Source organism: Haladaptatus litoreus, assembly GCF_900156425.1.
Lineage (GTDB): Archaea > Halobacteriota > Halobacteria > Halobacteriales > Haladaptataceae > Haladaptatus > Haladaptatus litoreus.
Genome location: NZ_FTNO01000001.1, coordinates 1,651,207 through 1,664,912 on the forward strand (window position 1 = coordinate 1,651,207; position 13,706 = coordinate 1,664,912).

Sequence of the window (13,706 nt, forward strand, 5' to 3'; positions counted from 1 at the left end):
CTAACCAGTTTTCGGTTACCCACACCACGCGATAGAAAAATTACGGGAGTTTTTCGACCTCGCCAGCGATGTCGAGGTATCTGTCGATTGGGTCGTTCGTGTCCTCACGCCGCACCTCGTCGCCGTCTCGTTCGATAATGCCGACTTCTTCCATCTTCGGCAGATGCTTGTGCCGTAGTTCGGTCAGGATACGCTCTCTGTCGTCCGAATCCCACTCCGCGATTCGACTGGCGAGTTCGTCTATCTCGACTTCGGACTCCTGCTTTCGAAGGTAGTAGAGCGCGTACCGACGGCGGTGGTCCGCGAGCAGTTCCATGAGGGTGTCAAGGTCGTCTGACCCAATGCTGTTCGTGCCTGTCCTCGGCAGGTCTGTCGAGTCAGAGCTCATCGTCTGCGCAGTCGTCACATACCATAAAAAGAGCAACGCCTAAGCACTTAGGCAGTCGCCGGGCGAAGTTAGAACCCTTTGCCGAGGAGTTCGCGCGCGATGATGTTTTTCTGGATTTCCGTCGTTCCCTCGTAAATCTGGGTAATCTTCGCGTCGCGGTAGAATCGCTCCGCGTCGAAGTCGTTGACGTAGCCCGACCCGCCGTGAATCTGTACCGCTTCGTCGGCACATTCGACCGCGATGCGCGAGGAGAACTCTTTCGCCATCGACGCGAGCTGTGTCAGTTGGCCGTCCTCGTTCGCAACACTCCACGCGGACTTGTACGTGAGGTTGCGCGCCGCCTCCGTCTTCGTGTGCATGTCGGCGAGTTTGTGCTGAATCGCTTGGAAGTCGCTGATGGAGCGACCGAACTGCTCGCGCTCTTCCGCGTAGGAAAGCGCCTGCTCGCAGGCACCTTTGGCGATACCGACGCCCTGCGCCGCGACTGCGGTTCGGGTTTCGTCGAAGAACTGCATGAGCTGAAGGAAGCCCATACCGCGCGTGCCGACGAGGTTTTCCTCGGGAACGCGCACGTCGTCAAAGATGAGTTCAGCGGTGTCGCTCGCGCGGATACCGAGTTTGCCCGTAATCTTGTCGGCTTCGAAGCCGTCGCGGTCGGATTCCACGATAATTTGGGAGAAACCAGAGTAGCGGTCTTCGGCCTCCGGGTTGGTCTTGCACATCACGACGAAGAAGTCGCCGACGGTGCCGTTCGTAATCCACATCTTGTTGCCGTTTACGACCCACTCGTCGCCGTCTTTCTCGGCGGTCGTGGAGACGGACGAAACGTCGGAACCGGTGTCGGGTTCGCTGATGGCGGTACCCATGACGGCCTCACCCTCCGCGACCGGTGTGAGGTACTCGTTTTTCTGCTCTTCCGTCCCGAACTCGCGGATGGCGTCGCCACCGAACGCGGTGCTGGTGATACAGAGGCCGATACCTGCATCGACGGCGAACAGTTCTTCGACGATGATTGCGACTTCGAGCGGCGAGTAGCCCGCGCCACCGTACTCGATTGGGATGTTCGCGCCGGTTAGTCCCATCTCGGCCGCTTTGTCGATGATTTCCCACGGATACTCCTCCTTCTGGTCGTACTCCTTGGCAATCGGGGCGACCTCGTTTTCCGCGAACTTGCGCACTTCGTCTCGAATGGCTTGCTGTTCTTTTGTCAGTTCGAAGTCCATGGCAACGAGTTACGGGGCCATGGATAAATCGTTTTGTAACCGGATATAAACTGATTCAACGTTTATTGACTCAGAGAGAGAAACGTTAAAACACCCTCATGTAGAGGGTATTTGCATGGAGTTAGAAGAAATCAACACTATCGCGGTTCTCGGTGCCGGAAACATGGGCCACGGAATCGCGGAAGTCGCCGCGCTCGCGGGGTATGACGTGAACCTGCGCGACATCAAAGAGGAGTTCGTCCAGAACGGCTACGACCAAATCGAATGGAGCCTCGGCAAACTCGCCGAAAAAGACCAACTCAGCGAGGCGGAAGCCGACGCCGCGCTGGAGCGCGTCACCCCACTCGTTGATTTCGGCGAGGCTGTCTCGGATGCGGACTTCGTCATCGAAGCAGTCCCCGAAAAGATGGACATCAAAAAGGACGTGTACTCCGAGATGGAAAAGCACGCGCCAGACCACACCATCTTCGCCACGAACACCTCCAGCCTCTCGATTACGGAACTCTCCGAGGTGACAAACCGCCCCGAGCAGTTCTGTGGAATGCACTTTTTCAACCCACCTGTTCGAATGCAGTTGGTCGAAGTCATCACGGGCGCGCACACGGACGACAGCGTCCTCGACGTGACCGAGGAGTTAGCCGAGGAGATGGGCAAGACGCCCGTTCGCGTGCGCAAGGACAGTCCCGGTTTCATCGTCAACCGCGTCCTCGTCCCCCTGATGAACGAGGCGGCGTGGATGGTCGAATCCGGCGATGCGACCGTCGAAGAAGTGGACAGCGCGACGAAGTTCGACATCGGCCTGCCGATGGGAAGTTTCGAACTCGCAGACCAAGTCGGCATCGACGTGGGCTACCACGTCTTAGAATACATGCACGATGTGCTCGGTGACGCCTACGAACCGTGCCCACTTCTCGCCGAAAAGGTCGAAGAGGGTAACCTCGGCAAGAAAACCGGCGAAGGCTTCTACGACTACGAAAACGGCGGCGTGGACGTGCCGACCGACGCCGGAAGCGAGGCGGTCGTCCACCGACTCCAAGCCGTGATGGCCAACGAAGTGGCGAAACTCGTCGGCAACGAGGTCGCGCCCGCGGACGAAATCGACGAAGCAGTCATGCTCGGCGCAGGCTTCCCGGAAGGCCCAGCACGAATGGCCGATGACGCAGGACTGGACGTGCTCCTCGAAACCTTAGAAGACCTCTACTCGGAGACTGGTGCGGAACGCTACGAACCGGCGGACTACCTCGCAGAGCGTGCTGACGTTGGATTCTACGACCAGAGCGACGAGGACAGCGTCGAGTTCGAAACCGTTCGCATCGAAAAACCCGGCGACATGGTGGCCAACATCGTCATCGACCGGCCACATCGGATGAACACCATCAGCGCGCAACTGCTCGATGAGCTTTCGGTGGCAATCGACCAAGTCGTCGAGGACGACGAGGTTCGCGCAATCCTCCTCACGGGCGAGGGTGACAAAGCCTTCTCCGCCGGGGCCGACGTACAGAGCATGGCCGCGGGCGGAGCAGACCCGATTCAGGCCATCGACCTCTCGCGCAAGGGTCAAGAGACGTTCGGCAAACTCGAATCCTGCCCGATGCCCGTGGTCGCCGGAATCGACGGCTACTGTCTCGGCGGCGGAATGGAACTCGCAACCTGTGCCGACCTCCGAATCGCCAGCGAGCGCTCGGAACTCGGTCAACCCGAACACGACCTCGGACTGCTCCCCGGTTGGGGCGGCACCCAGCGCCTCCAGCACATCGTCGGCGAGGGTCGCGCGAAGGAGATTATCTTCACCGCAGACCGCTTCGACCCCGAGACGATGGCGGACTACGGTTTCGTGAACGAAGTCGTCTCGAACGACGAGTTCGAAGACAAAGCCTTCGAACTCGCCAGCAAACTCGCTGGCGGCCCGCCAATCGCACAGGAGTACACGAAACGCGCCATGCTCAAGGGCTGGGAGAGCACCGACGCAGGCCTCGAAATCGAAGCCCAAGCCTTCGGCCACCTCATGAGCACGGACGACCTGATGGAGGGCATTACGGCCTTCATGAGCAAGCGCGACCCCGAGTTCGAAGGGAAGTAAGCGAACGCGACGAGAATCGAAATCGGCCTCCGGGGTGACATCGACTACCCCGTGAAACACTGCCGCTGTCGGTCGATAACGCAAGGCTTAAACTAGTACGGCAGAAAGCAATGAGTGCGCAGGAAGCGCAACACGCTCGGTTGGTGTAGTCCGGCCAATCATCTTGGCCTTTCGAGCCGAGGACAGGGGTTCGAATCCCCTACCGAGCATTTCTACGATTTCAATACCAATCAGCGACGGCTTTCCTTTCCTCCTTCGATTTCATCCGAGTGACGACGATTACCCACGTTTGAACCGCACGAACGATACCCGCGATTAAAGCCACTCCTCGTTGCGCTTCGGATAGCGATGAACCGGGGTGCAAAACTGCTCTTGGCAGTCACAGTTGCGAGTGTGGTTTTCTCCGGTACTGTCGCGGCGGAGCAGACGGACAAAAAAGGACAGTACGCGGAGGCGAACGTGAGCCATTTCGAACTCGACACCCAATCGGGCAAAGCCCTCGCGGGCGACCGCATCACGGTCGCCCGCGACAGAGGCAACAGGTCAACACTGGTTCCACGGATAGTTGTGGATGCTTCTCCGAGCGACAGACTGAACGAGAATATCGTCGTGTTCGATGATTCGAGCCACCAATCACAGACCCACGACCGAAATGAACGAAATAACGAGGGGAACAGCCAAATATGCGCTACTATCGTCACCATCGCCAATATAGCTACAAATCCATAACACCGTCACTTTCGAAGCCTTTCCCATGACTGACGAAGAAATCTTGGGGACGACGAAAATCGCCCGACGATGGCGAATTAGCCTCATCAAAGACGTGCGAGAAGTGTTCGAAGAACAGGACGTCGAACTCGAAGAGGGGGATAGAGTTATGTTCGTCGAACGTGACGGTGAAATACTCATTAAATCTACAAAGTAGGGTCGTTCTATCAGCCGAGACCTGCCGAAAATATCACTGTTATGACATTAATTCATAGAGCTAAAAACGTTGAAAATTGGACAAAGACGCCCGAAAGGAAAAGTGCGGAGTTCGACAGTTCAGTTCGCCTAGTGAATATCTTTATTATTCTGGAACGCTTCTATTTGGTGTTGTCTGACGATAGCTACTCGTCAGTGTAAACGAAACAAAATATAGATTCAAATGCTATGAAGACTGCCGCCGATTCAACCCCATCTCCCGGGAACGTTCTCGTTTTTAGCCCCGCAATCGGAAACCGAACTGACGAGGAATGCGTTTCTCGACTGTCCACAGCCGACCCGAGCGAAACGAACGCCCTGTTCGTCTCTTACAAACGGTCGCCCGAAGAACTACTCGAACGCTGGCGCGAGCGATTCGGCGACGACCCGGCGTCGTTCGGCATCATCGCCGTCGGAACGCAGAGTTCGGCGAGTCAGACGGAGAACGACCAGAACGTCGTCTCGCTCGCCCGCCCCGACTGTCTCGGACGGCTTCAAACCGCGATGTATCTCTATCTCGACCAGTGGTCGGCGACGGATGGGCAGTCGGTGCTCTGTTTCGATTCGATTACGGCGATGCTCCGCCACGTCAACCGAACGACCGCCTTTCGGTTCGTTCGCTCGTTGACCGAGTCGCTTCGCAGAATCGACGTAACCGCGCATTTTCACATGCACCCCGAAGCGCACGACGCGGAGACGGTTGCCATGCTCCGCCCACTGTTCGACACGGTCATCGACGGCCCACCGGAAACCGGCCCAGAAATCTCACCAGCGGCGCTTTCGGTGCTTCTCGATTCACCTCGTCGGCGTTTCGTCTGCCGATACCTCGCCGAAATCGGGGACACTGCGGACGTGTCCGCCATCGCCGACCAAATCGCGAGATGGGAATCCGAGGCCACGCCGAACGAGGAAACACGGGAGCGAGTTCACATCACGCTTCGACACGTCCACCTCCCGAAACTGGCCGAAACAGGTGTGGTCGAACTCGACAGCGGAACAGTCGCATCGAAAATCGGTACCGACGAACTGGAGCGGTACTGCCGAATCGCAGGGCAAGGAGAATCGAATTCCGAGACGGAACCGACCATCTCGGACGGCGACGGATTGTCGGGGAGAACCCGCTTGAAGGACAAATCGGACGAAGCCTACTGGACGGTGTATGGCACCGACCGGGATTCGGTCGTCGTAATGCTAGCACGGGCACTCGGAACCGTCTCGGATGTGCATCCGACGGAACTTCGCCCCGTCCTCTACGATGTCGTGGACATCGACGCCCTTCAGCGACTCGCCGAGCGCGAAGAAACCTCCGTCTACGCGACGTTCAACTACGGAGAGTACGAAGTGGTCGTGGACGGCGGTGAGATTCGCCTGTACGAATCGGAATAACGACTCTCAGGCGAGCCACTCGTCCGGTTTCGTGTCGTAATCGACTTCCGTGGCCGTGATGTCTTCCACTTCGCTCCACGGGAGGTCGTGCATCTCGAACTCATTGCCGTCGTAGCGCAGGAGCTTTCCTTTCTCCTCCGGTTCCGGTTCGCGGTCGCGCCGTCGAGCGATTTCCGCGTCCCGTTCGTCGATTTCTTTCACGATGGTTTTCAGGTTCACCGGGCGACCCCACAGGTCGTAGATGCGCTCCAAGGTTCGCGTGGCCTGTCCGATGTCGAGCATGACGCCATTGTAGTGGTGGCCCAACAGCAGTTCGTTGCGGTTGTCGTAGTTGCCATCGTACACCGCGATAGTGGGCTTGCCGAAGTTGGTGAACTGGAGCATCAATTTCTTCTTTACGTCCTCGTACTCCGAACTGGTCACGCGGTAGTCGCCGGTCGTCTGGCTGAACTCGTAGGTGAAGTAGTTGTTGTCGGTGACGAACTCCTTCGTCAGGAAGCCGTCTAAGAACGTCACGTCGTTGTGGCTCGCCCGAACCTCGTACATCCGGTTCCACCCGACGGCGAAGTCCACGTCCGCCATCGCCTCCGCGACGGTTTCGTAGCGTTCGTCGTCCATCAGATAGCGAGCGTACTGCTCCAAGGTCTGCTGGCCGATGGATTCTAAGAACCCGCGATTTTGGAGTTTGTTGAGCGAGAAATGACGCTCCGCGAGGCCTTCGTAGGAGAGCACCTTCCACGGATGGCGGTCAACGTCGATTTCTCCCGCCTTCGCTCGTTCCAAGCCCTCCGAATCGACTTTCTCGGACGGTAAGGATTCGAGGTCGGAGAGCGTCTCCGAGGTCACCGATTCGAGTGCCGGATGCGGTTCGATGAGTTCGTTCACCTCGTCGAAATCGACCACGTCGTGGAAGTTCCGCCACGTGATTCCTTTCACGCGCATGAGTTTTCGCACGACTTCCCGGCGATTTTCGGTGTTCTCGATGTACTCCCACAACTGCTTGCCGAGTTTGTATGGGTTCAGTCCCGGCGACCCGAGAACACGCGCTTGGTGGTCTGCGTACTCAATGAATTCGTCCGTCCCGGCGAAGGACTCCTCGCCCATCATCATGGATTCCCAGTAGGCGGCCCACCCCTCGTTCATCACTTTCGTCGTCTTCTGCGCCGCAAAGTAGTACGACTCGGTTCTGAGCATTTCGAGGACTTCTTTCTGCCAGTCTTCCATCTCGACGGCTTTGCCCTCCTCCGGGTCGTAGGCCCGACCGTGGTCGCGGAAGAACGCGAGTAAGTCCTTCTCGGGTTCTTCGAGTTTTCCGGCCTGTTTCTCGCGCTGTGCTTCCAGCCATTCGTCGTCGAACACCTCGTCGCGCACCTCGTCGCTTAGGTTCATATCCGCGAGTTGGTCGGAAATTTCGTCCGTGTCGTGGTCATCTTCGTCGTCCCGAACCCGGTGTTGGTTTTTGAACGCCTGATGCTGGTCGATGTTATCCTGTAGGCAGAGAACGTTGTCTATCCACTTTTCGACCGCCTCCCGGTCGATTTCCGAGTCGGCCATGATGGAGCGAACGCGGTCCGCGTGGCGGGAAAGGAGGGCCGCCGCATCGAGTTCGTCTGCGAACATCCGGTACCAGCGGTTGTTGGCGAAGAAATCCGAGTGCGCCTCGACGTGCGTGATGACCGCCTTCTGGTCGGCGAGGCTGTTCGATTGCTGTAAGAAGGCGTGGGCCGGGTCGTCGTTGATGACGATTTCGAACGCTTTCCCGCCCGCGTACTGGGTCTGTTTCTGCTGGCGGTCGTACTTCATCCCCCATCGCCAGTGTGGATACCGCTCTTGGAACCCGTCGTAGGCGATGAGTTCGTTCATCTCGTCGTAGTCGATTATCCAATACTTGACGGGATACGGGTCGAGACCGAGTTTTTTCGCGAGTTTTCGCGCTTCCACGACCGGTTCTCGCACCCGTTCTGCCTCGCGCTTGGTTTCGATTCGTTCGTTCATTCTGCCTCCGTGCTCAGGATTTCGTAAATCGCCTTCGTCACGTCCTCAGGCCCGTTGACGTAACTGACCGCGACGTTGTCCGCCTCGGCGAAGTGACGCTCCACTTCCTCTGCGTGGGTCGCGTTGATGGCCTTGCCTTCCGGTTGCGTCTCCACGTAGGCGTGGAGGTTCGCTGGAATTTTCTCCATCATCGGGACGACGTTCTCCTCGGTGTCGTTCCGACTGTTCTCGCTGTCGCCCGCCGCGAACACGTAGCGGTTCCAGTCGGCCCACGGGAACTCCTCTTCGAGAATCGCGGCGGCGAGTTCGTAAGCGGACGAGATTTTCGTCCCGCCGCCGGAACGAATGCCGAAGAACTCGCTTTGCTCGACTCGCCACGCCTCCGCATCGTGGGCGATGTAGACGAACTCCGCGTTGTCGTACTTGCCCGTCAGATACCAGTCGAGCGGCGTGAAGGTGCGCTCGACCAGTTCGCGCTTCTTTTCCCGCATCGACCCGGACACGTCGCGGATGTTGACGACGACGACGTTCTTCTCTCGCTCTTCGATAATTTCGGGGTAGCGATAGCGTTCGTCCTCGCGTCGGAACGGGACGTGGCGAATCCCTTCTTCCCGAATCTTCTGGGCCGTACTCATCGGCGTCACCCGACTTTCCATCTCCTCGATGCTCTCCCACTTGGTTCGTTCGTCCGCGGAAAGCGCGTCGTAGTTCTCCTCGACCCAGCGTTTCGACACGGTGAGGCTCTTTTTACGTGCCCACTGGAACACCTCGTCAGGCCCCCAGCCTTCGACGCCCATCGCCTCGCGGACGTAGTTCGGGTCGAAGTCCATCGCTAGTTTGCGCTTTAGCCCTTCTTTGAACATCCGCTCGAAGTCGAGCGTGCTGTCGGGGCCGGTTTTCGTCACGTCGGTGAAATCGCCCTCGGTTTCCTCGATGACCTCTTTTCCTTTCGGTTCGAGTTCCAGTCCGAGTTCGTCGTCCAACTCTTGGGCGAACTCCTCTGGGTCCATCTCGTAGTAGTCGTGGTCACCCGATTCGTCGCCAGGGTCGCCCTCTTCGCCGTCGTCACCGGGTTGTGGCTGTGGCTGACCGACCGGATCGCCCACGTCTGGGTTGCCCTGTCCGACGCCACCTCTGTCGCGCTGGTCGTAGCGGAACTCCGGCAAATCCACGATTTTGATGGGAATGTGAATCTCGTCGGGGAGACTCTGTCCGAGGTCGCCGTATTGGATGAACTCAGCGAGGTCTTCTCTGCGCTCCTCGCCGACTTCACGGTAGCGTTCGAGGTCGTCTCTCAGTCCCATTTATAGCTCACCTGATTCATGACGTGTTGGCTGGTCAGTTCTGCGGAGGCCGCGGAGTAGCCGAACAACTCCTGTAGGTTTTCTATCGTCTCTGATTTCACCTCGGCCGTCTCGGTGTTCGTCGGTGGATTTTCCCACTGGCTCGGGTTGAAATCCTCGTACACTCGCCGCACGTCCTCCCAGTCGTTGCTCGCGAGCACCGTCTTGATTATCGGCACCTCCTTCGGGTCGATGTCGCTCACCTCGAAGTCCTCGTTTCGGCTCTCCCACGCGTGGCGATTCAGCGCGGTGATGACCTTGTTCCGGCGGAACTCAGCCACCGCGGGACCGGGTTCGTGGTTGACTTCGTATGCGTCCGGCCCGAACCGACCGAGGTGTTCCGTCTCGAACACCTTCATCTTCAGCGCGTCGGGTTCGATGCGCTCGCCGCGGTCGTTTTCGACATCCTCGCCCGTCGCCCACGCGTAGACGTGTTCGATGTACTCGGCGACCGTCCCCTCGTCAACCCGACGGTCGCGCATGATGGCGTCCAGCACGTCGCTCTCCTGTTGCTGGAAGATGTAGTTTTTCACCGGCACGAGTCGGTTTTCGTACTCGGTTCGCTCCGCCGTGGAGAACACGGGTGCGTCCCCGATTCCTTCGGCCATCGCGTTCAGAATGTCCCGCGGCATGATAACCTGTTCGACGGGGTAGTCGGGGTGGTGGCGGTCGCGGACTTCGTGAAGCAGTCCGGCGATAATGTCCCGCGTGTACGTCACCGGGATTCCGCCCGACCCGTCCGCCGCGTCGTCGTCGAAATCGAAATCGTCCTTGTCGATTCGCTCGTCGCCGTCCAACAGGTAGCCTCGGTCGAACAGCACGGCTTTGTCCACGAGGTCGAGTCCGGCAGGCACGTCGCTCCCGTCGAGGCGCGACACGACGCTGTAGAGCGCGGCGGCCTCGATTGCGTGTGGAGACAGTTCTCGCTCGCCGACGCCGTCGCCGTCACGAACGCGAACCGAAATCGGCTCGCGAATCCACGCTTCGAGTTCGTCGTACACGTCCGCCTCCCAAACGGGCGTCTCGTTCGTGAGTTCCCGCCGGATGAGTTCGGCCTCCAAACTGAGGTTGGTCAGATACCCGAACTCGCGCCGGTCGAGTCGGCGCTTCAGTGCACGAAGGGGGTCGGCCCCGCCCGCGTCCGCGTGCTGGTTCAACTGCGCTTCGAGGTCGGGATTCGAGATGATGACCAACTGCGTGTCAATGTCCATCTGAATCCCTTTGTCCAGCTTCACCGACTTTTCATCAGGGACGTTGAGCAGTTTTTGGAGCAAATCGGCGTGCTGGGCCGCATCCTCCACGATGGTCAGCAGGCCGTTACCCTGCGAGAGGACGCCGTCGTAGCTGAACGCCTGTGGGTTCTTGCGCCCGCGGGAGTCGAGTTCCTGTAACATGCCCTGCATCCAACTGCCGACGAGTCGCTGTTTCGGCCTGCCGCTGTCCTCCGAGTGGAGGACGCCGATTCCCTCGCCGATGTCCACGACGTAGTTTTTCACCCGGAGATGTGCCGGGTCGGTGATGGCCGAAAACAGTTCTTCCTCGCCGTTGCGTCGGTACTGCTCTTCGAGGTAGTTGTACGCCTCCCGACTGAACGGGTCGAGTTTCCCCTCCACCAGCACGTCGATGTGGTCGTCCAAGTTAGCGTTCAGTTGGGAGAGCAGTTCCTCGCGCACCGCTGGCGGAAAGACGAGGAGTGGATGCGACTGGACGGGACTCGCGTACCAGTTCTCCTCGCTCGTCGCCGTCACGTCGTCGCCGTAGCTGAGTCCCGGCGACTCCGTCGCGGTGGCGATGTTCCACTCGATGGTGTACCGACGGCCATCCGGCGTTTTCGAGTACTCGCGCAGGCCGTTGACCAGACAGCGTTTGAGTTCGGATTTTCCGGTCGCGGTCGGCCCGGCGAACCAGATAATCTTCTCCTCTTTACCGCGTCGCGCGGCAATCGAGCGCAGGTCGTCAACGAAGGCGTTCAACACCTCCGTGTTGCCGAGGATGGCGTGTTCGCCGTCGTTGTGCGGGTCGTCGAAGAACTTGTAGCGTTCTTTTTCGTCGCCCTCTTCGATGACCGTGCGAGTGCCCATCGACTCGATGGCCTCCAAGAGGTACTTGCTCGCGTGCGAGGCGATGGTCGGGTTCTCGAACGCCGAGTCCACGTACTCAGCGAGGCTCATCGGCTCCTCGTAGGTTTCGCGGAGTTCGTGGTCGGCATCCGTGATGTAGTCGCTTCCTTCGGACACTGTGTTACTCCTCCATTTCCGCGCGGGCGACTTCCGCCCCGGCAAATTCGAGCACCTCCTTCGCACCTTCGCGCGAGTAGCCCTGTTCGATCAGCGCATCGACCCACGCGTTCTGTTCGTCGTTGTCCATTTCGTTGGCCGACACCAACGCCGAGAAGTTGATGTTGTGTTTCTTGTCCTCCCACAGTTTGCGCTCCAACGCGCGGCGCAGGCGCTCGTTGTCCTGCGGGTTGAACGGCGAGCCTTCGCGGGCGCGCCGCGACACCCAGTTGGACACTTCCTGTCGGAAGTCGTCCTTGCGGTCGCGGGGAACCTCCAACTTCTCCTCGACGGCGCGGAGGAAACTCTCGTCGGGTTCCTGCTCGCGGCCCGTCAGTTCGTCCTCGACGGTGGCGTTGTCGATGTAGGCCATGACGTGGTCCATGTACTTCTCGCCCTGTCGCTGGATTTCGTCGATGTCGTAGGCCAGCGCGTGGCGCACGTCTTCGATGGCGCGTTCGCGGTACTCACCGCGAACGCTTTCGAGGTAGCGGTAGTACGTCTCGAAGTTCTCCTCGGGAATCGAGCCGTGATTTTCGAGGTTCTCCTCGAAGTGGTTGAACACCGACAGCGGACTCAAGAAGCCGCGGCTTCGGTGGGTGGAGTTCATGATGGCCTCGGCGATTTCGTCGCCGATGAACCGGGCCGAGACGCCCTCCATGCCCTCGCCGATGTCGGCTTTCTCTTCTGCCTCCTCGCGGAGTTTCTTCACGTCGATGTCGTCTCCGTCCTCGGTTTCGCCGTTGTAGGCTTTCGCCTTCTGGAGCAGGTCAACCATCTCGGTGTCGGGTTCTTCGATGCGCGTCAGCACGCCGAAGAGGCCCGCCATTTCGAGGGTGTGCGGTTCGATGTGCACGTCCGGCACGTCGGCGTTCCGGAGCATCTTCCGGTAGATGTCGGCCTCGGATTCGTATTCGAGGACGTACGGGAAGTCGATGCGTTTCGTTCGGTCGTTGAACGCCTCCATCTTCTCGTCGCCCTTCTTGTCCCGGTATTCGGGCATGTTCGTCCGGCCGACGATGACCTGGTCGATGTCGATTCGCGGGTTGTTTTTCGGCTTGATGGTCTGTTCCTGCGTCGCGTGCAGGAAGTCGTAGAGGAACTCTCGTTGGAGTTTCAGCAGTTCCTCGCCGCTGAAGATTCCCCGGTTCGCGTTACAGAACGCGCCGGAGTAGTCGAACGCCCGTGGGTCGGACTCACCGTAGATGGCGATTTTCGAGTAGTTGACGTCGCCCGTGAGTTCGGTTTCGTCCTGATTTTTCTTGTCTTTCGGCTCGAACGTCTCGACTGCTTGGCGCTTGTTCTCGTCGGCGACGAGGCGGATGATTTCGATGTGGTTTTCGAGCACCTGCTTGATGTCGTCGTCGTAGTACGCGAGCAGTTCGTCCATGTAGAACTCGCTCGCGGGGTCTAGCGCCTGTTCGTTTTTGATGGAGTACGGCGCGTCCAGCTCCTCGTTGATGTCGTCGATGACGGTCTGGCGCTGTTCGTACGGAACCAAGACGAGTGGGTCTTGGTTCATCGGGGAACGAACCACGTCGTCCGCCGGGTCTTGGTCAACGATGACGTCGCAGAGGTTCGTCCACCGGAAGGTGTACAGTCTCCCTTCGTCTCGCAGAGTGTAATCTTCGAAATATTTGCGAACCTGTCGGTCGAAGTCGGATTTACCCGACCCGACCGGCCCGAGCAGCAGTTTGATGCGTTTTTCCGGGCCGAGTCCGCGGGCACCGCTTTTCACCTTGTTGACGAACTCGTGCATCGCGCGGTGAATCTCGCGTCCGTAGAACGTGTTCTCCCCGTCGTGTAGGGGGTCTTCGGACGCGAGTCGGTACTCCACGACGCCGGAGTCTTCGTCGTACTCCGTGCCGTAGTAATCGAACATATCGGCGACTCGCTGGTGGGCGTTTCGAGCGACTTTCGGATGCTCGTACACCTCTTTTAGGTACCAGTCGAACGATTTCGTTTCACGGAGGTCTTCCGGCATCGATTCCTGGTAGCTTCGACTGAGGTCGTCCAGCGTTTCCATGTCACCTTTCATTGTATCACGCATTG

At 58.9% G+C, this 13,706-nt stretch carries 10 protein-coding genes and 1 tRNA gene; 5 read left to right on the forward strand and 6 right to left on the reverse strand.

What is annotated here, in order from left to right:
- Positions 1-40: 40 nt before the first annotated feature.
- Together BW974_RS08710 and BW974_RS08715 are read right to left on the reverse strand one after the other, a co-directional pair.
- On the reverse strand, positions 41-388 hold the full coding sequence (locus BW974_RS08710; RefSeq protein ID WP_245799971.1) for a DUF7344 domain-containing protein: 348 nt from the start codon (positions 386-388) through the stop codon (positions 41-43).
- A gap of 68 nt (positions 389-456) precedes the next feature.
- The gene (locus BW974_RS08715) at positions 457-1,611 is read right to left on the reverse strand and encodes an acyl-CoA dehydrogenase family protein (protein WP_076429754.1); all 1,155 of its coding nucleotides are present in this window, start codon (positions 1,609-1,611) and stop codon (positions 457-459) included.
- A 115-nt stretch (positions 1,612-1,726) separates the two neighbouring features.
- Between BW974_RS08715 and BW974_RS08720 the strand changes: the two genes are divergently transcribed.
- The 5 genes from BW974_RS08720 (at position 1,727) to BW974_RS08735 (ending at position 6,040) form a co-directional block, all read left to right on the forward strand.
- A complete protein-coding gene (locus tag BW974_RS08720; protein WP_076429755.1) occupies positions 1,727-3,691 on the forward strand; it encodes a 3-hydroxyacyl-CoA dehydrogenase/enoyl-CoA hydratase family protein in 1,965 nt (654 codons plus the stop codon).
- A 134-nt stretch (positions 3,692-3,825) separates the two neighbouring features.
- Positions 3,826-3,900 (forward strand) — tRNA-Glu (locus tag BW974_RS08725).
- A 139-nt stretch (positions 3,901-4,039) separates the two neighbouring features.
- Positions 4,040-4,420 carry a hypothetical protein gene (locus BW974_RS08730; RefSeq protein ID WP_076429756.1) on the forward strand — a complete coding sequence of 127 codons (381 nt, stop codon included), beginning with the start codon at positions 4,040-4,042 and terminating at the stop codon, positions 4,418-4,420.
- Positions 4,421-4,445: 25 nt separating this feature from the next.
- The gene (locus BW974_RS25515) at positions 4,446-4,616 is read left to right on the forward strand and encodes a hypothetical protein (protein ID WP_175609647.1); all 171 of its coding nucleotides are present in this window, start codon (positions 4,446-4,448) and stop codon (positions 4,614-4,616) included.
- A 227-nt stretch (positions 4,617-4,843) separates the two neighbouring features.
- Positions 4,844-6,040: a DUF7504 family protein gene (locus BW974_RS08735; RefSeq protein ID WP_076429757.1), complete on the forward strand. Its 1,197-nt coding sequence runs from the start codon at positions 4,844-4,846 to the stop codon at positions 6,038-6,040.
- Positions 6,041-6,046: 6 nt separating this feature from the next.
- Here BW974_RS08735 and BW974_RS08740 read toward each other — a convergent pair whose 3' ends face one another.
- Genes BW974_RS08740 through BW974_RS08755 form a run of 4 tightly spaced genes read right to left on the reverse strand, consistent with a single transcriptional unit; the run spans position 6,047 to position 13,692 of the window.
- A complete protein-coding gene (locus BW974_RS08740; protein ID WP_076429758.1) occupies positions 6,047-8,035 on the reverse strand; it encodes a SpoVR family protein in 1,989 nt (662 codons plus the stop codon).
- Positions 8,032-9,339, reverse strand: a complete 1,308-nt coding sequence (locus tag BW974_RS08745; protein ID WP_076429759.1) for a YeaH/YhbH family protein — start codon at positions 9,337-9,339, stop codon at positions 8,032-8,034. Before BW974_RS08745 ends, BW974_RS08740 begins: the two co-directional genes overlap by 4 nt.
- Positions 9,330-11,615 carry a PrkA family serine protein kinase gene (locus tag BW974_RS08750; RefSeq protein WP_076429760.1) on the reverse strand — a complete coding sequence of 762 codons (2,286 nt, stop codon included), beginning with the start codon at positions 11,613-11,615 and terminating at the stop codon, positions 9,330-9,332. The genes BW974_RS08745 and BW974_RS08750 overlap by 10 nt, the downstream gene beginning before the upstream one ends.
- Positions 11,616-11,619: 4 nt before the next feature.
- Positions 11,620-13,692 carry a PrkA family serine protein kinase gene (locus BW974_RS08755; RefSeq protein ID WP_076429761.1) on the reverse strand — a complete coding sequence of 691 codons (2,073 nt, stop codon included), beginning with the start codon at positions 13,690-13,692 and terminating at the stop codon, positions 11,620-11,622.
- Positions 13,693-13,706: the final 14 nt, after the last annotated feature.

Bases quoted from the DNA above. Each gene is read 5' to 3' on its own strand.
- BW974_RS08710 (WP_245799971.1), bottom strand. From the start codon at position 388: ATGAGCTCTGACTCGACAGACCTGCCGAGGACAGGCACGAACAGCATT.
- BW974_RS08715 (WP_076429754.1), bottom strand. From the start codon at position 1,611: ATGGACTTCGAACTGACAAAAGAACAGCAAGCCATTCGAGACGAAGTG.
- BW974_RS08720 (WP_076429755.1), top strand. From the start codon at position 1,727: ATGGAGTTAGAAGAAATCAACACTATCGCGGTTCTCGGTGCCGGAAAC.
- BW974_RS08730 (WP_076429756.1), top strand. From the start codon at position 4,040: ATGAACCGGGGTGCAAAACTGCTCTTGGCAGTCACAGTTGCGAGTGTG.
- BW974_RS25515 (WP_175609647.1), top strand. From the start codon at position 4,446: ATGACTGACGAAGAAATCTTGGGGACGACGAAAATCGCCCGACGATGG.
- BW974_RS08735 (WP_076429757.1), top strand. From the start codon at position 4,844: ATGAAGACTGCCGCCGATTCAACCCCATCTCCCGGGAACGTTCTCGTT.
- BW974_RS08740 (WP_076429758.1), bottom strand. From the start codon at position 8,035: ATGAACGAACGAATCGAAACCAAGCGCGAGGCAGAACGGGTGCGAGAA.
- BW974_RS08745 (WP_076429759.1), bottom strand. From the start codon at position 9,339: ATGGGACTGAGAGACGACCTCGAACGCTACCGTGAAGTCGGCGAGGAG.
- BW974_RS08755 (WP_076429761.1), bottom strand. From the start codon at position 13,692: ATGAAAGGTGACATGGAAACGCTGGACGACCTCAGTCGAAGCTACCAG.